The 21,950-nt window shown below is 63.0% G+C and carries 23 protein-coding genes and 1 tRNA gene; 16 read left to right on the top strand and 8 right to left on the bottom strand.

Annotation, left to right across the window (positions count from 1 at the left end; genetic code table 11):
* Positions 1-2: 2 nt before the first annotated feature.
* The 4 genes from KF827_RS08020 to KF827_RS08005 all read right to left on the bottom strand — a co-directional run bounded on the left by KF827_RS08020 (position 3) and on the right by KF827_RS08005 (position 4,848).
* Positions 3-1,505 carry a TrkH family potassium uptake protein gene (locus tag KF827_RS08020; protein WP_291003112.1) on the bottom strand — a complete coding sequence of 501 codons (1,503 nt, stop codon included), beginning with the start codon at positions 1,503-1,505 and terminating at the stop codon, positions 3-5.
* Positions 1,506-1,631: 126 nt separating this feature from the next.
* On the bottom strand, positions 1,632-3,041 hold the full coding sequence (gene glnA / locus KF827_RS08015) for a type I glutamate--ammonia ligase (RefSeq protein WP_291003110.1): 1,410 nt from the start codon (positions 3,039-3,041) through the stop codon (positions 1,632-1,634).
* An 83-nt stretch (positions 3,042-3,124) separates the two neighbouring features.
* Entirely contained in the window at positions 3,125-3,463 is a 339-nt protein-coding gene (locus KF827_RS08010) for a P-II family nitrogen regulator (protein ID WP_291003108.1), read from the bottom strand.
* Between the two features lie 185 nt (positions 3,464-3,648).
* Positions 3,649-4,848 carry a pyridoxal phosphate-dependent aminotransferase gene (locus KF827_RS08005; RefSeq protein WP_291003107.1) on the bottom strand — a complete coding sequence of 400 codons (1,200 nt, stop codon included), beginning with the start codon at positions 4,846-4,848 and terminating at the stop codon, positions 3,649-3,651.
* Positions 4,849-4,964: 116 nt separating this feature from the next.
* Between KF827_RS08005 and KF827_RS08000 the strand changes: the two genes are divergently transcribed.
* The 6 genes from KF827_RS08000 to KF827_RS07975 all read left to right on the top strand — a co-directional run bounded on the left by KF827_RS08000 (position 4,965) and on the right by KF827_RS07975 (position 10,657).
* Positions 4,965-5,288 carry an NIPSNAP family protein gene (locus tag KF827_RS08000; protein ID WP_291003105.1) on the top strand — a complete coding sequence of 108 codons (324 nt, stop codon included), beginning with the start codon at positions 4,965-4,967 and terminating at the stop codon, positions 5,286-5,288.
* Between the two features lie 362 nt (positions 5,289-5,650).
* Positions 5,651-7,561 (top strand): methyl-accepting chemotaxis protein, encoded by a 1,911-nt coding sequence (locus KF827_RS07995; protein WP_291003103.1) that lies wholly within the window; start codon positions 5,651-5,653, stop codon positions 7,559-7,561.
* Between the two features lie 89 nt (positions 7,562-7,650).
* Positions 7,651-7,896 (top strand): type II toxin-antitoxin system VapB family antitoxin, encoded by a 246-nt coding sequence (gene vapB, locus KF827_RS07990; RefSeq protein WP_291003100.1) that lies wholly within the window; start codon positions 7,651-7,653, stop codon positions 7,894-7,896.
* Positions 7,896-8,294 carry a type II toxin-antitoxin system VapC family toxin gene (locus KF827_RS07985; RefSeq protein WP_291003098.1) on the top strand — a complete coding sequence of 133 codons (399 nt, stop codon included), beginning with the start codon at positions 7,896-7,898 and terminating at the stop codon, positions 8,292-8,294. Before vapB ends, KF827_RS07985 begins: the two co-directional genes overlap by 1 nt.
* A gap of 101 nt (positions 8,295-8,395) precedes the next feature.
* On the top strand, positions 8,396-10,069 hold the full coding sequence (locus KF827_RS07980; protein ID WP_291003096.1) for a thiamine pyrophosphate-binding protein: 1,674 nt from the start codon (positions 8,396-8,398) through the stop codon (positions 10,067-10,069).
* 111 nt (positions 10,070-10,180) lie between these two features.
* Positions 10,181-10,657 carry a hypothetical protein gene (locus KF827_RS07975; RefSeq protein WP_291003094.1) on the top strand — a complete coding sequence of 159 codons (477 nt, stop codon included), beginning with the start codon at positions 10,181-10,183 and terminating at the stop codon, positions 10,655-10,657.
* An 11-nt stretch (positions 10,658-10,668) separates the two neighbouring features.
* On the opposite strand, the gene KF827_RS07970 is transcribed toward KF827_RS07975, so the two are convergent.
* Positions 10,669-11,193 carry a hypothetical protein gene (locus KF827_RS07970; protein ID WP_291003092.1) on the bottom strand — a complete coding sequence of 175 codons (525 nt, stop codon included), beginning with the start codon at positions 11,191-11,193 and terminating at the stop codon, positions 10,669-10,671.
* Complete coding sequence (locus KF827_RS07965) at positions 11,184-11,942, bottom strand: glucose 1-dehydrogenase (RefSeq protein ID WP_291003089.1); 759 nt, start codon at positions 11,940-11,942, stop codon at positions 11,184-11,186. Before KF827_RS07965 ends, KF827_RS07970 begins: the two co-directional genes overlap by 10 nt.
* A 139-nt stretch (positions 11,943-12,081) precedes the next feature.
* Here KF827_RS07965 and KF827_RS07960 point away from each other — a divergent pair, with 139 nt between their 5' ends.
* The 5 genes from KF827_RS07960 (at position 12,082) to KF827_RS07940 (ending at position 16,599) form a co-directional block, all read left to right on the top strand.
* Positions 12,082-12,864, top strand: coding sequence for a glycosyltransferase family 2 protein (locus KF827_RS07960; protein ID WP_291003084.1), 783 nt, complete (start codon positions 12,082-12,084; stop codon positions 12,862-12,864).
* A gap of 5 nt (positions 12,865-12,869) precedes the next feature.
* Entirely contained in the window at positions 12,870-13,187 is a 318-nt protein-coding gene (locus tag KF827_RS07955; protein WP_291003081.1) for a lipid-A-disaccharide synthase N-terminal domain-containing protein, read from the top strand.
* A complete protein-coding gene (locus KF827_RS07950; protein WP_291003078.1) occupies positions 13,184-14,812 on the top strand; it encodes a glycosyltransferase family 39 protein in 1,629 nt (542 codons plus the stop codon). The genes KF827_RS07955 and KF827_RS07950 overlap by 4 nt, the downstream gene beginning before the upstream one ends.
* Before the next feature lie 117 nt (positions 14,813-14,929).
* A complete protein-coding gene (locus tag KF827_RS07945) occupies positions 14,930-15,814 on the top strand; it encodes an alpha/beta hydrolase (protein WP_291003076.1) in 885 nt (294 codons plus the stop codon).
* Positions 15,811-16,599, top strand: a complete 789-nt coding sequence (locus KF827_RS07940; RefSeq protein WP_291003073.1) for a DUF502 domain-containing protein — start codon at positions 15,811-15,813, stop codon at positions 16,597-16,599. Before KF827_RS07945 ends, KF827_RS07940 begins: the two co-directional genes overlap by 4 nt.
* Before the next feature lie 246 nt (positions 16,600-16,845).
* On the opposite strand, the gene KF827_RS07935 is transcribed toward KF827_RS07940, so the two are convergent.
* Complete coding sequence (locus tag KF827_RS07935) at positions 16,846-17,454, bottom strand: GNAT family N-acetyltransferase (protein ID WP_291003070.1); 609 nt, start codon at positions 17,452-17,454, stop codon at positions 16,846-16,848.
* A 184-nt stretch (positions 17,455-17,638) separates the two neighbouring features.
* Between KF827_RS07935 and KF827_RS07930 the strand changes: the two genes are divergently transcribed.
* A complete protein-coding gene (locus tag KF827_RS07930) occupies positions 17,639-17,953 on the top strand; it encodes an acylphosphatase (protein WP_291003067.1) in 315 nt (104 codons plus the stop codon).
* Between the two features lie 31 nt (positions 17,954-17,984).
* Entirely contained in the window at positions 17,985-18,251 is a 267-nt protein-coding gene (locus KF827_RS07925; RefSeq protein WP_291003064.1) for a hypothetical protein, read from the top strand.
* Between the two features lie 148 nt (positions 18,252-18,399).
* Here KF827_RS07925 and lipB read toward each other — a convergent pair whose 3' ends face one another.
* Positions 18,400-19,140, bottom strand: a complete 741-nt coding sequence (gene lipB / locus KF827_RS07920; RefSeq protein ID WP_291003061.1) for a lipoyl(octanoyl) transferase LipB — start codon at positions 19,138-19,140, stop codon at positions 18,400-18,402.
* A gap of 66 nt (positions 19,141-19,206) precedes the next feature.
* Here lipB and KF827_RS07915 point away from each other — a divergent pair, with 66 nt between their 5' ends.
* The 3 genes from KF827_RS07915 to KF827_RS07905 all read left to right on the top strand — a co-directional run bounded on the left by KF827_RS07915 (position 19,207) and on the right by KF827_RS07905 (position 21,950).
* Positions 19,207-19,446 carry a FliM/FliN family flagellar motor switch protein gene (locus KF827_RS07915; RefSeq protein ID WP_291003058.1) on the top strand — a complete coding sequence of 80 codons (240 nt, stop codon included), beginning with the start codon at positions 19,207-19,209 and terminating at the stop codon, positions 19,444-19,446.
* Positions 19,447-19,522: 76 nt separating this feature from the next.
* Positions 19,523-19,609, top strand: a tRNA-Leu gene (locus tag KF827_RS07910).
* Positions 19,610-19,652: 43 nt separating this feature from the next.
* Entirely contained in the window at positions 19,653-21,950 is a 2,298-nt protein-coding gene (locus tag KF827_RS07905; RefSeq protein WP_291003055.1) for an NADP-dependent malic enzyme, read from the top strand.

The raw sequence follows: 21,950 nt of genomic DNA, 5'->3' as shown, positions 1-21,950 counted from the left end.
GCTCAGGCGCGCCAGAATGCCCTGCTGAGCGGGATGATGAGCATCAGGATTTCCAGCCGGCCGGCCAGCATGCCGAAGCTCATCAGCCATTTGGTGATGTCGGGCGCTTCGCGGAAGGTGCAGCAGGGGCCGTAGATCGAGCCCAGGCCGGGGCCGTTATTGCCCAGCGCGGTGGCGGCGGCGCCCAGGCTTTCGGTGAAGCTGAGGCCTGTCGCCGCAATCGCCAGCGCCAGGGCCGCCAGCATGATCAGGTAGATGAAAATATAGGTGGCCACGCCGGCACGCACTGCATCGGGGATCGATTCACCGTTGAAGGTGATGCGGAATGTGCCATGCGGATAGATCTGGCGGTGAATTTGCGCGCGCAGCAACTGCATCATGGTGTGCAGGCGGAAAACCTTGATGCCGCCCACAGTGGAACCCGTACAGCCGCCCACCAGCATCAACAACAAAGCCAGCATTTCCGGAAAGCTGCCCCAGAAGGAAAAATCATGGCTGGTGAAGCCGGTGGTGGTGATGGTGGATACCGTCACGAAAGCGCCTTGGCGCAAGGCATCCAGCCAGTGTTCATCGGCCTTGGCGATGCGCCAGGCGGCAAACATCAATGTGGCCATCAGGATGATGAGCAGGAACAGCCGCACCTGCTGGTCGCGGAACAACACGTCCGGCCGGCCATACAGGGCCACGATATAAAGGCCGAACGGCATGGCACCCAAGGCCATGAATACCACGCTGATCCATTCGATGGCGGCGCTGTCGAAAAAGCCCAGAGAGGCATCATGGGAGGAATAGCCGCCGGTGGCCAGCGCGGTCATGGCATGGCCGATGGCATCGAAGGCATTCATGCCGGCGATCCAGAAACATACTGCGCAGAGAATGGTCAGCAGGATATAGATCATGCCGATCTGGCCCACCACTTCGGTCATGCGGGGCACGAACTTGGTCGAGTTCGGCGACAGATCCAGGCTGAAAAGCTGCAAGCCGCCGATACGCAGGAAGGGCAGCGCCAGCACGGCGATGGTCACCACACCGAAGCCGCCGATCCACTGGGTCAGAAAGCGCCACATCAGCAGTCCGCGCGGAGCATTATCGAGGCCCGACATCACGGTGGAGCCGGTGGTGGTGAGGCCTGACACGCTCTCGAAAACCGCATCGGTCAGGCTCAGTTTGGTTTCCGCCAGCATGAAGGGCAGGGCACAGACCAGGCTGGCCACCATCCAGGTGATCGGCAGCAGCAGCAGGGTTTCGTTCTGGCTGATGCGCAGATGGCGGCCATGGGTGGCAATCGCCACGCCGCTGCCCACGAAGATGGTGCCGGCGGCGCAGACCAGGAGGGGCAGGTAATCGTCATGCCGGTCCACCAGGTCCACCAGCACCGGCAGCAGCATGAAGCCGCCCAGCACGCAGCTCACCACGCTGACGAAATACAAAATCGGCGCCGGGTTGATGCCGGTCTCTTTGGAAGGCCGGTCCTGCCGGCCAGTACTCTGCGCGTTGCTGCTCATGGCGCCGGAGTGTGGTCGGGGCCGGCGCCGGAATCAAGAGACCCATGGCCGGCGTGAAGCCAACAAAAAACCCCGCCGGTTGCCCGGCGGGGTTTCTGTATTCGGTCCCGGTTAGGGGAAGCCGGATCAGACGCTGTAATACATCTGGAATTCGATCGGGTGCGGGGTGTGTTCGAACGCGTACACCTCTTCCCACTTCAGTTCCATGTAGGCGTCGATGAAGTCGTCGTTGAACACGCCGCCGGCCTTCAGGAAGTCGCGGTCGGCATCCAGGCTCTCGAGGGCTTCACGCAGCGAACCGCAAACCTGCGGAACCTGCTTCAGCTCTTCCGGCGGCAGGTCGTACAGGTTCTTGTCCATCGGGTCGCCAGGATGGATCTTGTTCTTGATGCCATCCAGGCCGGCCATCAGCATGGCGGAGTAGGCCAGGTAGGGGTTCGCGCCCGGATCGGGGAAGCGGACCTCGACGCGCTTGGCCTTTTCGCCGGTGCCGAACGGAATACGGCAGGAAGCCGAGCGGTTGCGGGCCGAATAGGCCAGCAGCACGGGGGCTTCGAAGCCGGGGATCAGGCGCTTGTAGCTGTTGGTCAGCGGGTTGGTGAAGGCGTTCAGCGCCTTGGCATGCTTGATGATGCCGCCGATGTAGTACAGCGCCATATCCGACAGGCCGGCATACTTGTTGCCGGCGAACAGCGGCTTGCCGCCCTTCCACAGCGACTGGTGCACATGCATGCCCGAGCCGTTATCGCCCTTGATCGGCTTCGGCATGAAGGTGGCCGACTTGCCCCAGGCATGCGCCACATTGTGGACGGCATACTTGTAGATCTGCATCGCGTCGCCGCACTTCACCAGGTTGGCGAACTTCACGCCCAGCTCATGCTGGCTGTTGGCCACTTCGTGGTGATGCTTTTCCACCGCAACGCCCATGGCGGCGATGGTGGACAGCATTTCGGCGCGCAGGTCGTTGCCCTGATCGAGCGGTGCCACCGGGAAGTAGCCGCCCTTGATCGGAGCGCGGTGGCCCATATTGCCGCCTTCATAGACCTTGCCGCTGTTGTAAGCGCCTTCGATATCGTCGAGATACACGAAGGTCTCGTTCATCGACACCTTGTAGCGCGCATCGTCGAACACGAAGAACTCGGCTTCCGGGCCGAAGAAGGCGGTGTCGGCCACCTTGCTGGTCTTCACATAGGCTTCGGCGGCCTTGGCGATCGAGCGCGGGCAGCGGTTGTAGCTCGAGCCGTCGCCGGGATTCAGCACGTCGCAGAAGATGACCATCATGGTCTGGGCTGCGAAGGGATCGTAGGTGACGGTGTTCAGGTCCGGCTTCAGCAGCATGTCGGACTCGTTGATCGCCTTCCAGCCGGCGATCGAGGAGCCGTCGAACATGGTGCCTTCATTCAGAAGGTCATCATCGACCACGCTCACGTCCATGGCCAGATGCTGCCACTTGCCGCGCGGGTCCGTGAACCGGAGGTCCACGTACTTCACGTCCTTGTCCTTGATCTGCTTCAGAATGGATTTAGCATCGGCCATGGTGTTTTTCCTGCTGCTCTTTGCCTGAATTCAGGTTGACTGTTGGGGGATGTTGACGTGCCGGGCGCGACCCGGCATCGCCGTCAGACTGCTTCCGCGCCCTTTTCGCCGGTGCGGATGCGGATGACCTCTTCGACACTGGAAATGAAAATCTTGCCGTCGCCGATGCGGCCGGTGCGGGCGGCCTGGGTGATGGCCTCCACGGCACGATCCACCATGGCGTCGTCGATCACCACTTCGATCTTAACCTTGGGCAGGAAATCGACCACGTATTCGGCGCCGCGGTAGAGTTCGGTGTGGCCCTTCTGGCGACCGAAACCCTTGGCTTCGGTGACAGTGAGACCCTGCAGGCCGATTTCGTGAAGGGCTTCCTTCACTTCGTCGAGCTTGAACGGCTTGATGATGGCTTCGATCTTTTTCATGGGTGCTGACTATTCTTTATAACGCCTCGGTTGACGGGACGGGTTCATGTATGCACGGCTCGTGCCAGACTTAAGACCTTGTTAACGGCCTGGATTCACGCAGATTGACGCCGCCTAAGTGGCTGAAATTTCGTTCAATCGGCCATATTATAGACCATCCGCACAATAAATATGCAGATTGTGGATTATTTTTTAGGCTTATTTTCGCCGAGCCATGTCCCTATCCGTTGAAGTGCCTCAGCGATGGCCGCATCGTCGGCGGCAAACGAGAGCCGCAGATAGCCTTCGCCATGCTGGCCGAAGCTGGTGCCGGCAATGGTGGCCACCCTGGCCTGCTCCAGCAGGGCATCCTGCAATTGCCGGGCATTGAAGCCGGTACCGGTGATGTTGGGGAAGGCATAGAAGGCGCCTTCCGGGCGGATGCAGCTCACGCCGGGCAGGGCGTTCAGGCCGGCCACGGTCAGTTCACGGCGGCGCTGGAAGGCCCGGCGCATGGTTTCCACCGCATCCTGCGGCCCCTGCAGCGCGGCGATGCCGGCAAACTGGATGGCGGCATTCACGCAGGAATGCACGTTGATCGCCAGCTTGGTGGCCAGATCGGCCAGATGGCTGGGCCACATGCCCCAGCCCAGGCGCCAGCCGGTCATGGCATAGGTCTTGGACCAGCCATCCAGCACGATCAGGCGGTCGTGCAGGTGGGTGTAGGGGATGAAGCTGGCATAGGGTTTGTCGTCGTCCAGCACGAGGCGGGAGTAAATCTCGTCCGACATCAGCGCCACATGGGGATGCTTGGCCAGGCCGGCAGCCAGCTTGGCCACTTCCTCGGCGGGCGCCACGCCGCCGGTGGGATTGGCCGGCGAATTCACGATCAGCAGCCTGGTGCGCGGGGTGATGCGGGCCAGCAGATCGTCGGCGCGGAAGGCAAAGCCATCCTTTTCCAGTAGCGGATAGCCGCGCGCTTCGGCGCCGGTGAATTTCACCAGGGATTCATAGATCGGGAAACCGGGATCGGGATACATGATCTCGCCACCCGGCTCGCCGAACATCTGGATCGCGGTGGCCATGGTCACCTTGCCGCCGGGTACGATCACGATGGTGTCCGGGCTCACGTTCACGCCGCGCCGCGCCGCGATATCGGCCGCCACGGCCTCGCGGAGCGGCAAGATTCCGTTGGCCGGGGTATAGCCATGATGGCCGTCGCGCAGGGCCTTCACGGCGGCTTCCACCACATGCTCGGGCGTGGAGAAATCCGGCTGGCCGATGCCAAGGTTGATCACGCTCTTGCTGCCGTCTTTGGCGGCCTGCATGTCGATGGCCTTGGCGCGGGCCAATACCTCGAAAGCGCTCTCGCTGCCCAAACGGCTCATGCGCGCGGCGATCTGCATGGTCTTCCTCCCGAAAAACGCCCCAACAAGGCGATGCGCTGCTTATGCCGGGAAAGCTGCGCCTCGACAAGGCCAGAGCCGGCCCTTAACCTTCTTCCGCAGACCAGGGGGGAACAATGCTGCTCGATGTTCGTACGTATACGTGCCGTCCCGGCACCATCAAATTGCAATTGGAAATTTATGAGCGCCTGGGCCTGAAGCCGCAGCAGCGCCATCTGGGTAAGCCGCTGGCCTTTCTGATCACCGAAACCGGGCCGATCAACACCTATATGCATATCTGGTGCTATGCGGATGCCGGCGACCGGGCGGCCAAGCGCGCCGCCATGATGGCCGATCCGGAATGGCAGGCCTACCTGGCCGAAAGCGCCAAGGCGGGCTATCTGGTGAACCAGGAAAACAAGCTGATGACCCCGGCCAGTTTTGCGCCGATACAGCGGTGAGTACGGGGTGTCACTCGCATAGCGGGTGAGGTGCACCAATTAGGTCTGGAATTTGTCGCGCCGGCATTCTAGGCTCTTCCCCAATAAAAAGCGTTCCTTTGGGGGGAGAGAGGCGTTTGCCGGCATGCCCTGCCTGTGGCGCAACCGCGCGAACCAACACCCGTACCGGTGCCAAGACCAGCGCCCGTACCTGCGGCATGGCATTGCCTGTCTGCCATTGTGCTTTTCTCCCCATGCATTCAGGTCGCGCATCACGCCGCGCATTCAGGTCGCGCATCCGGCCAGCGCCCTCGCGCCAACCCTTACATTCCGCACCTCTGCATACCGGTGTCATGTCCGATCCTTAGCTAATGGGGGCAAGAATGCTTAACCTGTCGCGGATCAATATCGGCCCAAGAGTGTTTTCAGTGCTGATCCTGCTGTCGCTGGTGGCGGCCGGCGTCGGCTATACCGGCATCAATGCGCTGGATCGCTACGAAGCGCAGACCAACCGCATGGAGGTGCTGTCGCAAACCGGCAACCTGCTCGAGCGGGTGGACAAGCTGGTCTACGCCGTGGTGATGGATTCCCGTGGCATCTACATGTCGCGGGATTTCGACGAGGCCAAACGCTTCGGCAATCCGCTGCTTGAGAATCTCAAGCGGCTGCAGAAGGCGGCCAACGATATCGGGCCGATGGTGGATGCACCCGATCGTCAGCGCTACGAGGATTTTCTCAAGACTGTGGGGGATTTCGTCAGCTTCCGCACCGAACTGGTGCGGCTTGGCACCGAGGTCAGCCCCGCCCAGGGCCGCGAATATGGCGACAACGATGCCAATCGCCGCAACCGCCAGACCCTGAACCAGCAATTGGAAGTGGCCGCCCAGCGCAATTTCGAGCAGGTGAGCACTCTCAATCACGAGTTGACGCAATTCTACGAGGTGCAGAGACCGGCGATGATCATGGGCATGGTGGCCGGCGTGCTGGTTGCGCTGTTGCTTGGCATCTATGTGGTGGTGGCTACCATCACCCGGCCGATCGGCCGCATCACCGGCGTGATGGGGCGGCTTGCCGCTGGCGAGCTTACCACCCAGGTGGATGGCGCCGAGCGCGGCGACGAGATCGGCGCCATGGCCAAGGCAGTGCAGGTATTCAAGGACAGCATGATTGCCCGCGAGCGCGCCGAGGCCGAGATTGCCGCCCAGCGCCAGGAGGCCGAACGCAAGCGCGCCGAAACCGAAGCGCGCGACCGCCAGGCGGCGCAGGAAATCGCCACGTTGTGCGGCAAGATCGCCGAGGGCGATTTCACCGAACGGCTCAGCCAGCAGGGCAAGGAAGGCTTTTATCTTGCCGTCAGCCAGCAGCTCAACAGCCTCACCGATACGCTGGAAGGCATGGCCGGCGAACTCGCCAATGTGATGGGTGCCATGGCGCAGGGCGATCTCACCCATGCGGTGCGCGGGCAGTATCAGGGCGTGTTCGGCACGTTGAAAGACAGCGCAAACAGCATGGCCGAACGGCTACGCGATTTTGCCGGCCGGCTCAGCCATACCGCCGAAACCGTGCGCGGCGCTTCCGGCGAAATCTCCACCGGCAGCCAGGATCTGGCGCAACGCACCGAAAGCCAGGCTGCCAGCATCGAACAGACTGCCGCCTCGATGCATGAGATCACCACCACCGTGCGGCAGAATGCCGACAACGCCCAGGCCGCCAACCAGCTTGCCGGTGCGGCGCGCGATACCGCCGAGAAGGGCGGCAATGTCACCCAGCAGGCCGTGGCGGCGGTCAGCCGTATCGAGGACAGTGCGCGCAAGATTTCCGATATCGTGGCGCTGATCGACGAGATCGCCTTCCAGACCAATCTGCTGGCCTTGAATGCCAGCGTGGAAGCCGCGCGCGCCGGCGAGGCCGGCAAGGGCTTTGCCGTGGTGGCGCAGGAAGTGCGTGCCCTGGCCCAGCGTTCAGCCAATGCCTCCAAGGAGATCAAATCGCTGATCACGGAATCCAACGCCCAGGTGAAGGATGGCGCGGCATTGGTGAACCAGACCGGCGCCAGCCTGTCGGAGATCGTGGCGGCGGTGAAGAAGGTGTCGGATATCGTGGCCGAGATCGCGGCGGCCAGCCGCGAACAGGCCACCGGGCTGGACCAGATCAACACCGCCGTTTCCAGCATGGACGAGATGACCCAGCGCAACGCGGCCCTGGTGGAGGAAACCACTGCGGCCGCACAATCTTTGGCCAGCCAGGCCACCGAACTGGCGCAATTGGTCGGCTTCTTCCGGCTGAAGGGGTAGGGCGTTTAAAGAATTAGGGGCTATCTTGCAATTCCCGGCCAAGCCGCCTATGTATATCCCATTGGAATATACATAGGCGGTGACGTGCCATGATCAGATCCAGCCTCTTCACCAATAACCGCACCCAGGCTGTTCGGCTGCCTAAGGCATTGGCTTTTCCGCCCGAGATCAAACAGGTGGAAATCATCCGGCTGGGGCAGAGCCTGCTGCTGAGCCCTGTAGGCAAACGCTGGGATGATTTTTTTGCCTCTGGGCCACGCGCCAGCGCGGATTTCATGGTCGAGCGCGATGACGAGCGCAGCGATGCTCCGGCAGAGGAGCGGGAACCGCTCTGATGCTGCGCTATATGCTGAATACCAATATCTGCATCTATGTGATGAAGAACCGGCCCAGATCGCTCGGCGAACGGTTCAGTCTGCAGGCAGAAGAGCTTTGCATTTCCAGCATAACGCTGGCGGAATTGCATTACGGCGTGGCCAATTCCGACCGCCAAGCGCAGAATGCCGAAGCATTGGCGCATTTCGCCGCGCGTCTGGAGATTCTGCCCTTTGCGGGCAAGGCTGCCGAGCATTATGGCGATCTGCGTGCAGTTTTGCGCCGTGCCGGCCAGCCTTGCGGAGTGCATGACATGATGATTGGCGCCCATGCACGCAGCGAGGGTTTGGTGCTAGTGACCAATAACACGCGCGAATTCGACCGTATGCCAGGTTTGCAGGTGGAGAATTGGGTTTGAAACCCCGCGCAATATCCGTCCCGCAGGGTGAGCCGCGCCTTGAGTTGGGCGACCGGCCTGCCTAATCTGGCCGCTGGTTTTTTCAGCAGGAGTCTTCGCGGATGAGTATGCGGACCGGCGGCCGGATTTTGGTCGAGCAATTGCGGATTCAAGGCGTCGATACGGTGTTCGGCGTGCCGGGCGAAAGCTATCTGGCGGTGCTGGATGCGCTGCATGAACATGCCAATGCGATCCGCTTCATCTGCAATCGCCAGGAAGGCGGCGCGGCGATGATGGCCGATGCCTATGCCAAGACCACCGGCAAGGTGGGCATCTGCATGGTCACGCGCGGCCCCGGCGCCACCAATGCCTCGGCCGGCGTACATGTGGCCTTCCAGGATTCCACGCCGATGATCCTGCTGATTGGCCAGGTGGGCCGCGACATGATCGAGCGCGAGGCGTTCCAGGAGATCGACTATCGCCGCATGTTCGGCCAGATGGCCAAGTGGGTGGCGCAGATCGACGATGTGGCGCGTATCCCGGAATACATGGCCCGTGCCTTCTCGGTGGCGAAATCCGGCCGCCCCGGCCCGGTGGTGCTGGCATTGCCGGAAGACATGCTCACCGATAGCGCCGATGTTGCCGATGTGCCGCTGGTCAAGCCGGCGGAGGCGCATCCGGGGCCAGACGATATGGCGCAGTTCAAAGCCATGCTGCAGGCTGCCGAGCGTCCGCTGCTGATCATCGGCGGCGGCGGTTGGAGCGAGGCGTTGCGGCTGCAAACCCAGGCGTTTGCGCAGGCTTGCGATTTGCCGGTGGCGCCCAGTTTCCGCCGCCAGGATTATATCGATAACGATTTCCCCAATTATGTCGGCGAACTCGGCATCGGCCCCAACCCGAAGCTGGCGGAGCAGGTGAAGCAGGCCGATCTGCTGATCCTGCTCGGCACTCGCATGGGCGAGATGAGCACCGGCGGCTATACCCTGTTCGATCTGCCGGTGCCGAAGCAGAAGATGATCCACATCCATGCGGGTGCGGAAGAACTCAACCGCGTCTATCAGCCCACCCTGGCGATCAACGCCTCCAGCCGCGCTTTCATTGCCGCCGCGCTGGCGCTGGGGCGGATCGACGGTTCACGCTGGGCCGCGCGCACCAAGCAGATGCGGGCCGATTACGAGGCCTGGCAGCAGCCCACCAAATCGCCGGGCGATCTGCAATTGTCGGAGGTCGTGGCCTGGCTGCGTGCCAACACGCCGGCCGACACGGTCTGCACCAATGGCGCCGGCAATTACGCCACCTGGCTGCATCGCTTCTATCGCTATCGTCGCCATGGCACCCAGCTTGCGCCCACCTCGGGTTCGATGGGCTACGGCCTGCCGGGCGCGGTGGCTTCCAAGCTGGCTTATCCCGACCGCGTCACTATTGCCTTTGCCGGCGATGGCTGTTTCCAGATGACGCAGCAGGAATTCTCCACCGCCATGCAATACGGCGCCGCCGTGATCGTGATCGTGGTGAATAACGGCATCTACGGCACCATCCGCATGCATCAGGAGCGCGAATATCCCACCCGCATCAGCGGCACCGAATTGTTCAACCCGGATTTCGCGGCCTTGGCGCGGGCCTATGGCGGCCATGGCGAAACCGTTGCACGCACCGAGGAATTCCCCGCCGCTTTCGAACGCGCGCGGGCTTCCGGCAAACCTGCCATCATCGAATTGCGCATCGACCCAGAGCAGCTTTCGCCACGCGCCACGCTCAGCCAGATCCGCGAGGCCGGCCTCAAGGCGAAGGGCTAGGGACTGGCAAGGGTGTGACGACGCACACGAAAGCGGCTTAACGGCGCCATCTTTTCGCTGCAATCCGAAAAAATACTCCTGTCTGTAGCCATGATGCAGACAGGAGCCCCCATGCCCCGCATCCTAACTTCGCTCGCCGTCATTGCCGCCTTGCTGATGGGCGGCGTTGCCCCGTATCAAGCCTGGGCAGACAAGCCGGATCGTGGCGGCCCGCAGCAGGGCCAGCATGGCAAGGGCAATCCTGGAAATCCCGGGGGGCCAGGCGGCACCTCGATCAGCATTCATATCGGCAGCGGCAACGAGGGCATCATCCGCGATTATTATCGCAGCGCCATGCAGGGCGGCCATTGCCCGCCGGGCCTGGCGAAGAAGAACAATGGCTGCATGCCGCCGGGCCAGGCGAAGAAATGGCAGCTTGGCCGCCCGCTGCCGCGCGATGTGATCTATCACGAATTGCCGCGCGAGCTTTCGATCCGGCTGTCATCGCCGCAGAATGCCCGCTTCGTGCGGGTGGCCGGCGATATCCTTCTCATCGCGGTCGGCACCGGCCTGGTGCTGGATGCCATCGAGGATCTGTCGCGGCTGTAAAAAAGCTCAGGCTAATTCGGCACCACGATCACGCGGCCATCGTCGAGGATGACGCTGCCGGCGCGGAAGGTCGGCGTGCCATAGGGGTCCATCTGGCCCAGCACGCGCACGCGGGCGCCGGGCGAAAGCCTGGTCAGGTCGCGCCAGGAGGGGCCGAGCTGGATCACGATGGAGGAATTGCCATCGTTCAGCACGAAGGTGCGCTGTTGCGGCGACATCAGAGTGCCGGCTAGCAGCACGGTCTTGCCGCGCGGAATCTCGGCAATCGGCGTGGGAGCGGGCAGGCCGATCTGCGCCGGCTGGTTGCGGCGTGCGGGTGCCTGGCGCGCAGCCGGGGCGGGTGTCTGGGCTGCTGGCGGCGCCGCGGTTTCCGGCAGGGCCTGATTGGCTGGGGCCTGATTCGCCGGTGCTTGATTCGCCGGTGCTTGATTAGCAGGGGCCTGTTGCGCCCAGGCAACATGGCCGGTCATTGCGCCGGCCAGCAGCGCCAGCGCGCAGATCAGCCTGCCGAGATACACGTGTTTCGTCAGATACATCGGCCGCCATCCACTTCCATGCAGACCCCGGTGATGAAGTTGGCTTCATCGGAGGCGAGATAGAGCGCGGCATTGGCGATATCCTGCGGCGTGGAGAAACGGCCGATCGGAATCGTGGCCACGAACTTCGCACGCATCTCGTCGGTTTCCTGGCCGCCCATGAATTCCTTCAGCATCGGGGTGAGGCCGGCCACCGGGTTCAGCGCATTCACACGGATCTGTTCGGGCGCCAGTTCCACCGCCATGGCGCGGGTGAGCGTGATCACCGCGCCCTTGGAGCCGTTATACCAGGCCAGGCCGGGGCGGGGCCGCACGCCGCCGGTGGAGGCGATGTTGATGAAGCAGCCGCCGCCGCGCTTGCGCATTTCCGGGATGGCATGCTGGGCGGAGAGATAGATGCTTTTTACGTTCACCGCGAAGATGCGGTCGAAGGTGGCTTCGTCGGTATCCAGCATCGAGGCATTGCGCTGCGGCATGCCGGCATTGTTCACCACGATATCGAGGCCGCCGAATTTGCCCACGCAGGCCGCCACCATGGCCTGCATGGCGGCGTTGTTGCTCACATCCACGGTCACCGCCAGGGCCTTGCCGCCGGCCTGATTGATCTCGCTGGCCACCCGTTCGGCGCCGGCCAGGTTCAGGTCGGCAATGGTCACGGCTGCACCCTCGGCGGCAAACCGCTTGGCGATGCCCTCGCCGAAACCCGAGCCGCCGCCTGTGACAATGGCTATCTTGCTGGCCAGACGCATCCCTGAAACCCTCCATAATTCTGATTCCAAAACCACTCTACCCCGGCGGGAGGGGCTTTGAAATGTCCAGCAAAGCCCTGTTAAAGCCGGTCCGGGCAGCTTGTCTTGCCGTTCCTGTACGATTATAGAACAAGCCGCCATGTCCCAAGCCGGCATACCCGAATCCTCCCCAGAGCTTTCTCCAGAGCTTTCTGTCGTCATCCCCGTGCATAACGAGGCCGAGAACATCGCCTCGCTGCTGGCGGAGATTTGCGCGGCCCTGCGCGGCCGGGTGGCGTTCGAGATCGTGGCGGTGGACGATTGCTCCACCGATGCCACCCCCGCCATTCTGCGCCAGACCGCAGCCGCGATGCCGGAATTGCGGCCGATCCGCCATCGCCGCAATGCCGGCCAGTCTATGGCGGTGCTGAGCGGGGTGAAGGCGGCGCGTGCGCCCTTCATCGCCACCCTTGATGGCGATGGCCAGAACGACCCCGCCGATCTGCCGGCCTTGTGGCAGGCTTTGCGCGCCGAGGCCGATGGCGGCCATAACCTGCTGATCGCCGGCCATCGCACCCGGCGGCAGGATAGCTGGGTGAAGCGCTATTCCTCGCGCATCGCCAACCGGGTGCGTTCGGCTTTGCTGAAGGATGCCACGCCCGATACCGGCTGCGGCCTGAAGATGCTGTCGCGCGCGCTGTTCCTGTCGCTGCCGGCTTTCGATCACATGCACCGCTTTCTGCCGGCCCTGGTATTGCGCCAGGGCGGGCAGGTAAGGTCGGTGCCGGTGAATCACCGTCCACGCCAGGGCGGCGTTTCTCATTATGGCACCTGGGGCCGCCTGAAGGTGGGCCTGGTGGATCTGGTCGGCGTAAGCTGGCTGCAGCGCCGTTGGCGCGATAGCGGCGGCAGCCAGGATCTGCGCGGCCAGGATTTGGAGTAGCGATCATGTTCGCCGAATATCTCGAGCGCCTGCTCGACAACCTGAATATCTGGGCCGCCATCGGCTTTTTCGGCCAGGCAGTGTTCGCCTCGCGCTTCATCGTGCAATGGATTCATTCCGAGCGCGTGAAGCGCAGCGAAATCCCGTTGCTCTTCTGGTATCTCAGCGTGGCCGGCGGCGTGATCCTGCTGATCTACTCGATCCATATCGCCAACCTGGTGTTCATCCTGGGCCAGAGCAGCGGCCTGTTCGTCTATGCCCGCAACCTGCATCTGATCTACCGCGAGCGCCGCCAGCAGGCGACCGAAAAGGCGGCCGGATGAACAGCCGCGCGCTGATCGGCTTCAGCCTGCTGATCTGGCTGCTGGCCCTGGCCGCGGCGATGATCGCGCGGCCGCTGATGCCGATCGACGAGACGCGCTATGTAACGGTGGCCTGGGAGATGCACCTGGCCGATCACTGGCTGGTGCCGCTACTCAATGGCGAGCCCTATCACCACAAGCCGCCGCTGCTGTTCTGGATCATCCGCATCGGCTGGATGATCTTCGGCGTGAATGATCTCTGGCCGCGTCTGGTGGCGCCGCTTTTCGGCCTGGCCGCGCTGGGCCAGGTGCTGTGGCTGGCCCGCCTGCTCTGGCCGGGCGAGCAGGGCCGCCGCATCGGCGCGCTGGCCTTGCCCATCCTGCTCACCGGCGCCTGGTGGCTACTGTTTTCCACCCTCACCATGTTCGATCTGATGATGGCCTGCTTCGCCCTGCTGGGCTGGTGCGGCCTGGCCCTGGCTTTGCGCTACGGATATTTCTGGCGCGGTCTGGCGCTGTATGGCTTGGCCATCGGCCTTGGCGTGCTGTCGAAAGGCCCGGCCATCCTGGTCTACGCGCTGCCGCCGGCCTTGCTGGCGCCGCTCTGGGCTGAGGTGAAGCAGAATTGGCTGCGTTGGTATCTCGGCCTGCTGGGGGCGATTGCGCTGGGCGCGGCCATCGGCCTGGCCTGGGCGCTGCCGGCCGCCGAAGCCGGCGGGGCGGCCTTCAAGCAGGCGTTGCTTTGGGGCCAGACCGCTGGCCGGGTGAAAGACAGCTTCGCCCATAAGCGGCCGCTCTGGTGGTATCTGCCGATGCTGCCGCTGTTGCTGCTGCCCTGGCTGTTCTGGCGGCCGGCCTGGCGCGCGATGTGGTTTGGCCGGGTCGGTTGGAGCGATGCCAATGTGCGCTTCTGCCTGGTGGCCGGCCTGGTGGGTCTGGTGGTGTTCAGCTTCATCAGCGGCAAGCAGCCGCATTACCTGCTGCCGCTGTTTCCGCCTTTCGCGCTGCTGGTGGCCCAGGCGCTGGAGAATGGCCGCGTGCTGGCCCGGCCGGTAGACATGCTGCCGGCCATCGGCCTGGTGGCCGTGCTGGCTGTGCTGATCGCCTTGGTGCCTTTCGTGCCGCAATTGGTGGACAAGCTGGACGATCTGCCCGATTGGTCGATGGCGGTGCCGCTGGAAATCGCTGCCAGCCTGCTCGTCGGCTGCGCGCTGGCTTTCTGGCTGTCGCGCGATGCCAGGGTGGACCGGCAATTGATCGCCATGTCGTGTCTGGCGCTTTCGTTGTTCCTGTCGGTGCATCTGATCGGTTTCGCGCCGGGCCGCGCGGCTTACGACATGAAGCCGGCGGCGATGGTGATCAAATCGGCGCAGGATGCCGACCGGCCGGTGGCTTTCGCCGGCGATTACCATGGCGAATATCAATTTCTCGGGAGGTTGGAGAAGCCGCTGCCCGAGGTGGAATATCGCGATATTCCCGCGTGGTTCGCGGCCAATCCGAATGGCTGGATGGTGGCCCGTTATCGTGTGGAGCGCTTGGCGCAAGGCCCCAAGCCATTGTATGCCCAGCCCAAGCGGGGCAGGATCATGGTGATCTGGGATGCAGCCGCATTGGCCGCGCAACCCGAGTTTTTCGCGCCGCAGTGATCCGGCTTTTTATTTGCCCGACCGCATGGCGGAGCCGGGATAACAGCCAGGGCGTAGCCTGAGTAGCTGCGGGAGTAGCAACTGGGGCGCTGCACCATAAATCCAGCGGGAGGTGGGATGTTTTTTCCGGGGTTCGAAACCAGGCGCGTTGCCGGAGCCGGAGCCGACATCCATCTGCGTATCGGCGGGTCGGGGCCGCCTTTGCTGCTGCTGCATGGCTACCCGCAAACCCATGTGATGTGGCACAAGGTGGCGCCCATGCTGGCGCGGCATTTCACCCTGGTGTTGCCTGATCTGCGCGGCTATGGCGAGTCAGGCAAGCCGCCATCCGACGATGCCCATCTGGTCTATTCCAAGCGCGCTACGGCCGCCGACATGGTGGCGGTTATGGCGCAACTTGGCTTCAAGCAATTTCGCCTTGCCGGGCATGATCGCGGCGCGCGGGTGGCGCATCGCCTTAGCCTGGATCATCCGCAGGCGGTGCAGCGGCTGGCGCTGCTTGATATCGTGCCCACGCTCACCATGTTCGGGCGGATGAACCAGGCCATCGCCAGCGGTTATTACCATTGGCTGTTCCTGATCCAGCCGAACGGCCATCCCGAGCGTATGATCGGCGCCGACCCGGATTACTATATCACCAGCAAACTGGGCGCCTGGGCGGCCGATGCCAGCGTGTTCACGCCAGAGGCGGTGGCGGAATATCAGCGCTGCTTCCGCGATCCGGCCTGCATCCATGCCACCTGCGAGGATTATCGCGCCGGCGCCGGCATCGACCTGGAGCATGACCGGGCCGATCTGGATAAGCGCATCCAGGCCCCCTTGCTGGTGCTGTGGGGTGCGCAGGGGCAGATATCTCGGCATTTCGACGTGCTGGGCTGCTGGCGCGAAAAGGCGGTGAACGTGAAGGGCCTGGGCTTGCCCTGCGGGCATTTCCTGCCCGAGGAGCGGCCGGAGGATACGGCGCGTGCGGTGTTGGATTTCATGCGGGAGGCGGCGGTATGAGTGGCGGTGAGGGCAGGAAGACGGCGCCGGAAGACGGCGGCGCGCCAGGCATCATTTTGCCTAAGCCGCGTATCGGCCTGATGACGCGGCTGCGCAACTGGTTCCTGGCCGGCATCATCGTTACCGCGCCGATCGGCCTGACAGTGTATCTGGTGGTGATCACCATTGAGGCGATCGACCGCAATGTGCGCAGCCTGATCCCCCATGGCTATGAATTCGAAACCCTGGTGCCCAGCCTGCCGGTGGGCATTCCCGGCCTGGGGGTGATCGCAGCCATCGTGCTGCTCACGGTGATCGGCTTCCTGGCCACCAATTTCCTTGGCCGTTCGCTGCTGGGCCTGAGCGAGCAACTGGTCGCCCGCATGCCGATCGTGCGCGGGCTGTATTCCGGCCTGAAGCAAATTTTCGAAACCGTGTTCAGCCAATCGGGCCAGAGCTTCCGTCAGGTCGCCCTGGTGCCCTGGCCGTCCAAGGGGTCATGGACCGTGGCTTTCGTCACCAACGACGAAGCCGGCGAGGTGGGCCGCCGCCTGGGCCGCAATCTGGTCACCTGCTATGTGCCCACCACGCCCAATCCCACCGGCGGCTACATGACCTATTTCGACCGCAACGACATCGTCATCCTGTCGATGAGCGTGGACCAGGCGATGAAGCTGATCATCTCCTGCGGCGTGATCCTGCCGCCCGACAAAGTGGGCAGCCTGATCGATAGCGGTGCACCTGGCATTGAAGTCGGCCCAGAAACCAAGCCAGAAATCAAACCCGAAACCAAACCTGGGCCGTAGCCGAGCATTCCGGCATCAAAGCGGCATCAGACATCGACCCTCGGACTAAATCCGAGGGCGACGGTTTGCGGCGGTTCGCAAGCCTATCTCTAGCGTCACCACCGCACTTTCCGGCTTAGCTTTGGTCAGCCAGGGTTTCTTTCCATCTCGACTCTTGAATTGAATTCAATCTGCCCCATGGCTCACGCTGCCTTGAAAACCGCCAATTCTAACACCGTTACGGCCTGGCCAGGGGGGCAATTGGCGCTACCGCCGGCCACGCATCTGGCCGCCTTTGAGCGCCAGGCGGGCGATGCTGGCCGGATCATTGAACTGGTAGGCCATGTTGGTCAGGCGGGCGCCGCCGATGGTTTCGCTGCGTTGGGCAATCGCCACGCCGCCCAGCAATTCGTAGAAATCCCGAGCCTTGGTATTGTCGGCCAGCACCCAGAGGCAGAATGGCGCCATGCGCTTTTCCGCCAGCCAGTTGGCGGCATGCACCATCAGGCGTCTGCCATGGCCATGGCCCTGCCATTCCGGAGCGATGTTGAGGGCATAGATTTCGCCCCGGAATGTTGCCCCGGCGCCCGGCGGCAGGTCGCGCGGCGGCCCGGCCAGCAGGAAGCCGGCAATGCCGCCCGGCTGCTCCGAGGCCAGCACGACCTGCAGCCGGTCGGGATGGGGTTCGGACAGGATCTGGTGCCAGAAAGCTTCGCGCTTGGCTTCCGAAAGCCCGGCCAGATAGGCATCGGCCATGATGCCGCGATAGGCCTCGCGCCAGACCCGCACATGCAGTTGGCCCAGGGCGGGGGCATCCTCGGGCCGACCCGGCCGGATGGCGAAATGCCTCGAAGCTACGCGTGTGGCGATGGCCATAATCTTTCTTCCCTAGCACAGCGAGTGTAGCAGGGCAGACTCCGCCCCGCCGTAACGATCATTACAAAGCAATCTACAGGTAGAATGCGGCCAAAACGGGGCTGGGCTTGGGAATATTTTGTTCTTTTTATAGTCCAATTCCCGGAACTGGCAGGGCCAGGAAAATCCGACTAGTCTGCCCGCCATGACGATGATGGGTGCCAGACAGGCGAGACGGTATTTCGTACAGGGGCGGGTGCAGGGTGTGGGCTTCCGCTACTGGACCATAGGCCGCGCCCGCAAGCTGGGGCTGGTCGGCTGGGTCCGTAATTGCCGAGATGGCTCTGTGGAATTGCTGGCGGCCGGCACCCAGGATAGCCTGGATGCCCTGGCGGCCGCCCTGTGGGGCGGGCCACCCGCCGCCAAGGTTCTGAAGGTGGAGACCGGGCCGGTTTCGGCTGCCGAAATATCCGGTCTGGCCGCGTTGGCCGGGTTTGAGCAAGTTGCCACGGCAGATTAATAGTATCAGGTTATAATATTCGGGTTAAGCCATGGAAAATAAGAAAAATCCCGCCAAGATGAATTGGAAGCAATGGGCCGCCTGCTATATCGGCTCGCTGAGCTTGGGTGGTCTGGTCTGGTATGGCACCAACAATACCTGGCTGGGTTTTGGCGCCATTCTGGCCTTTACCGCTTTCTTTGTGTTTTACATCTCGGGCCGGAATATCAAGGCGGAACGCGCCGCCCAGCAGCCCGATCCAGCGAATATGACGCGCCAGCAGCGCCGCGATCTTGAACGAAAAAACAATAAAAAATAATAGTTTGTCGTATATTTCTAATGTAATTAATAAGAAATGCAGGCTAAGTCCATATAGAGTGTTTCACGTGAAACACTCAGCGAACGACGCGACTGTTTCACGTGAAACAGTCGGCGAACGATACGGGTGTTTCACGTGAAACACCGCCTCAATCTACGCTACATCGATTATTATCAAGGCGCTCTAGAAGTGACCCTGAAAGCATTGAAAACAATATAGTATCTACATCATTCAGGCTGACCGGCAGGCCCAAATCCACCAGCGAGGTGACACCGAACGGCGTCGCCGCGTCGTCGTGGATACCGCAGGGCACGATGCCCGAGTAATGCCTGAGATCGGGTTCCACATTCAGGCTCAGGCCATGATAGGTCACCCAATGGCGCACCCGCACGCCGATGGCGGCGATCTTGTCCTCCCGCCCGGCGGCCCCCTGGCTTGGCCCCTTATCTGGCCGGGATACCCATACGCCCACCCGGCCGGGCCGGCGCTCGGCGCGGATGCCGAACTGGCCCAGGCTGTCGATCACCCAGTCCTCCATCCGGCAGACGAAGTTGCGCAGGTCGCGGCCGCGCTTGGCCAGGTCCAGCATCACATAGGCAATACGCTGGCCGGGGCCATGATAGGTATATTGTCCTCCGCGGCCGGTGGCATGGACCGGGAAGCGGGCATCCAGCAGATCCTGCGGTTTGGCCGAGGTGCCGGCGGTGTAGAGCGGCGGGTGCTGTAGCAGCCAGATCAGCTCGGGCGCCGTACCTGCCCGGATGGCTGCCACCCGCGCTTCCATGGCGGCCAGGGCCTCCGCATAGGGCACCAAGCCATCGCTGACCGCCCAATCCACCGGCCCATCTGCGGTTTCCAATTGGCGGCTGGGGGCGGGAATTACGGTCACGGGTTTACCTTCTGCTAACGATAGCAGGCTATGTAGTATGCTGGCTCCTGTAAGGGAAGGTGGATCATGGCAACGCCCAGTGCGGTTCAAGACGTTACCGTCGAGATATCGGTGGTACTGGGCAAGGCCACCATGCCGATTCATCAGGTGCTGAAGGTGGGCCGTGGCGCCGTGATCGAGCTGGATGCCAGCGTGGACGACCATGCCTGGATCTATGCCAATAACAAGCTGATTGCCCGGGGCGAAATCGTGATCTCCGGCGAGAAGGTGGCGGTCTCGATCACCGACACCATGTCTGACGATTAGAAACCACTGAAAATTAAGGCTGTACGGTTCTTGAAGCGGGGGCGGGGATTTGCTATGTCCGCGCGTCGCCCGGTTTGCGGTCGTGGCGGAATTGGTAGACGCGCAGCGTTGAGGTCGCTGTGGCCGAAAGGCCGTGAAAGTTCGAGTCTTTTCGACCGCACCATGCAGCAATTGCTCCCCCAAGCCAGCCGGGCCGGGACAGGATCATGACGAGCGATCTCGATCGGATGGCGCTGGAATATCACCGGCTGCCGAAACCCGGTAAACTGGAAATCACGCCGACCAAGCCGCTGGCCACCCAGCGCGATCTGGCCCTGGCTTACAGCCCCGGCGTGGCCGCCGCCTGCAATGCCATTGTGGACGATCCCGCCGAGGCCGCCTCGCTTACCGCGCGCGGCAATCTGGTGGGGGTGATCTCCAACGGCACCGCCGTGCTCGGCCTGGGCAATATCGGCCCGCTGGCCGCCAAGCCGGTGATGGAGGGCAAGGCCGTCCTGTTCAAGAAATTCGCCGGCATCGATGTGTTCGACATCGAGGTGGCCGAGACCGACCCGCAGAAGCTGATCGATATCGTTGCCGCGCTGGAACCCACCTTCGGCGGCATCAACCTGGAAGACATCAAGGCCCCGGAATGCTTCGTGGTGGAGCGCGCCCTGCGCGAGCGCATGAAGATTCCGGTGTTCCACGACGACCAGCATGGCACCGCCATCACCGTGGGGGCTGCGATCCTCAACGGCCTGCGCGTGGTGGGCAAGAAGATCGAGGATGTGCGCCTGGTGGCTTCGGGCGCCGGCGCCGCCGCGCTGGCCTGCCTCGACCTGCTGGTGGAACTGGGCCTGCGCAAGGAGAATATCGTCGTCACCGATATCGTCGGCGTGGTCTATGAGGGCCGCACCGAGCAGATGGACGAATTCAAGGCCCGCTATGCGCGCCAGACCAACAATCGCACCCTGGGCGATGCGATTGCCGGCGCCGATGTATTCCTCGGCCTTTCGGCGGCCAATGTGCTGAAGCCGGAAATGGTCGAGAAGATGGGGCCCAAGCCGCTGATCATGGCGCTGGCCAATCCCACGCCGGAAATCCTGCCCGAGGCGGCCAAGGCGGTGCGCCCCGATGCGGTGATCGCCACCGGCCGGTCGGATTATCCCAATCAGGTGAACAACGTTCTGTGCTTCCCGTTCCTGTTCCGGGGCGCGCTGGATGTGGGCGCCACCACCATCAACACCGCGATGGAACTGGCCGCCGTGCGCGCCATTGCCGATCTGGCGATGGCCGAGATGAGCGAGATCGTGTCGCGCGCCTATGGCGCCGATGAAGACATCGCCTTCGGCCCGGAATACATCATCCCCAAGCCGTTCGATCCGCGCCTGATCCTGCAGATCGCGCCGGCGGTGGCCAAGGCGGCGATGGAAAGCGGCGTGGCCACGCGGCCGATCGAGGATCTCGATGCCTACCGCGAGAGCCTGGAACGCTTCGTCTATCGCACCGGCTTCATCATGCGGCCGCTTTTCGAGCGCGCCAAGCGCCGCCCGATGCGCCTGATCTATGCCGAGGGCGAGGATGAGCGCGTGCTGCGCGCCGCCCAGATCGTGATCGACGACAAGATCGCCCAGCCGATCCTGATCGGCCGCCGGGCCGTGGTGGAGATGCGTATCGAGCGCCTCGGCCTGCGCCTCAAGATCGGCGAGAATGTGGAATTGGTCGATCCCGAGCGCGACGACCGCTACACCGATTTCTGGACGCAGTATCATACCCTGATGGCGCGCCGCGGCGTGGCGCCCGACGATGCCCGCACCGTGATCCGCACCAACACCACCGTGATTGCCGCCATGAGCGTGCTGCGCGGCGAGGCCGATGCGATGATCTGCGGCGCGGTGGGCCAGTATGAACAGCATCTGCCGCATCTGATGGATGTGGTGGGTCTGCGCACCGGCGTGGAACGCCCGGCAGCCATGCAGTTGCTGGTGGTGCCTCAGGGCATCCTGTTCATTGCCGATACCAATGTGAATTTCGATCCGTCGGCTCAGGATATCGTCGGCATCGCCCGGCTGGTGGCCGAGGAAGTGCGGCGTTTCGGCATCGTGCCGAAGATCGCGTTGCTTTCGGCATCTAATTTCGGTTCATCCGCTGTGCCGGCGGCGCGCAAGATGCGCGAGGCGGTGAGCGACCTGCAGGCGGAATTCCCCGACCTGGAGATCGAGGGCGAGATGAAGGCCGATGCCGCCATCTCGGAAGCCATCCGCCAGAAGATGATGCCGGGCAGCAAGCTTACCGGCAGCGCCAATGTGCTGATCATGCCCAACCTGGACGCCGCCAACATCGCCGCCAATCTGGTGCGCCAGATGGAGCAGGGATTCTATGTCGGCCCGATCCTGATGGGCATGGCGCGGTCTGCGCATATCGTTTCGCGTAACGTGACGGTGCGCGGCCTGGTCAACATGACTGCCGTGGCCGTGGTGGATGCGCAGGATCATGCCGATGGCGTGATGGGGCGCCGCGAATGA

Source organism: Ferrovibrio sp., assembly GCF_019636075.1.
In the GTDB taxonomy this organism is placed as follows: Bacteria; Pseudomonadota; Alphaproteobacteria; order Ferrovibrionales; family Ferrovibrionaceae; genus Ferrovibrio.
The sequence above is the reverse complement of the archived record's forward strand: the minus strand, read 5'-3'. Positions and strand labels throughout refer to the sequence as shown.

Bases quoted from the DNA above. Each gene is read 5' to 3' on its own strand.
- KF827_RS07925 (WP_291003064.1), top strand. From the start codon at position 17,985: ATGGAAAATAAGAAAAATCCCGCCAAGATGAATTGGAAGCAATGGGCC.
- KF827_RS08000 (WP_291003105.1), top strand. From the start codon at position 4,965: ATGCTGCTCGATGTTCGTACGTATACGTGCCGTCCCGGCACCATCAAA.
- KF827_RS07930 (WP_291003067.1), top strand. From the start codon at position 17,639: ATGACGATGATGGGTGCCAGACAGGCGAGACGGTATTTCGTACAGGGG.
- KF827_RS07995 (WP_291003103.1), top strand. From the start codon at position 5,651: ATGCTTAACCTGTCGCGGATCAATATCGGCCCAAGAGTGTTTTCAGTG.
- KF827_RS08005 (WP_291003107.1), bottom strand. From the start codon at position 4,848: ATGCAGATCGCCGCGCGCATGAGCCGTTTGGGCAGCGAGAGCGCTTTC.
- KF827_RS07985 (WP_291003098.1), top strand. From the start codon at position 7,896: ATGCTGCGCTATATGCTGAATACCAATATCTGCATCTATGTGATGAAG.
- KF827_RS07975 (WP_291003094.1), top strand. From the start codon at position 10,181: ATGCCCCGCATCCTAACTTCGCTCGCCGTCATTGCCGCCTTGCTGATG.
- KF827_RS07965 (WP_291003089.1), bottom strand. From the start codon at position 11,942: ATGCGTCTGGCCAGCAAGATAGCCATTGTCACAGGCGGCGGCTCGGGT.
- KF827_RS07950 (WP_291003078.1), top strand. From the start codon at position 13,184: ATGAACAGCCGCGCGCTGATCGGCTTCAGCCTGCTGATCTGGCTGCTG.
- KF827_RS07955 (WP_291003081.1), top strand. From the start codon at position 12,870: ATGTTCGCCGAATATCTCGAGCGCCTGCTCGACAACCTGAATATCTGG.
- KF827_RS07970 (WP_291003092.1), bottom strand. From the start codon at position 11,193: ATGTATCTGACGAAACACGTGTATCTCGGCAGGCTGATCTGCGCGCTG.
- KF827_RS08020 (WP_291003112.1), bottom strand. From the start codon at position 1,505: ATGAGCAGCAACGCGCAGAGTACTGGCCGGCAGGACCGGCCTTCCAAA.
- KF827_RS07960 (WP_291003084.1), top strand. From the start codon at position 12,082: ATGTCCCAAGCCGGCATACCCGAATCCTCCCCAGAGCTTTCTCCAGAG.
- KF827_RS07915 (WP_291003058.1), top strand. From the start codon at position 19,207: ATGGCAACGCCCAGTGCGGTTCAAGACGTTACCGTCGAGATATCGGTG.
- vapB (WP_291003100.1), top strand. From the start codon at position 7,651: ATGATCAGATCCAGCCTCTTCACCAATAACCGCACCCAGGCTGTTCGG.
- KF827_RS07980 (WP_291003096.1), top strand. From the start codon at position 8,396: ATGAGTATGCGGACCGGCGGCCGGATTTTGGTCGAGCAATTGCGGATT.
- KF827_RS07905 (WP_291003055.1), top strand. From the start codon at position 19,653: ATGACGAGCGATCTCGATCGGATGGCGCTGGAATATCACCGGCTGCCG.
- KF827_RS07940 (WP_291003073.1), top strand. From the start codon at position 15,811: ATGAGTGGCGGTGAGGGCAGGAAGACGGCGCCGGAAGACGGCGGCGCG.
- glnA (WP_291003110.1), bottom strand. From the start codon at position 3,041: ATGGCCGATGCTAAATCCATTCTGAAGCAGATCAAGGACAAGGACGTG.
- KF827_RS07935 (WP_291003070.1), bottom strand. From the start codon at position 17,454: ATGGCCATCGCCACACGCGTAGCTTCGAGGCATTTCGCCATCCGGCCG.
- KF827_RS07945 (WP_291003076.1), top strand. From the start codon at position 14,930: ATGTTTTTTCCGGGGTTCGAAACCAGGCGCGTTGCCGGAGCCGGAGCC.
- KF827_RS08010 (WP_291003108.1), bottom strand. From the start codon at position 3,463: ATGAAAAAGATCGAAGCCATCATCAAGCCGTTCAAGCTCGACGAAGTG.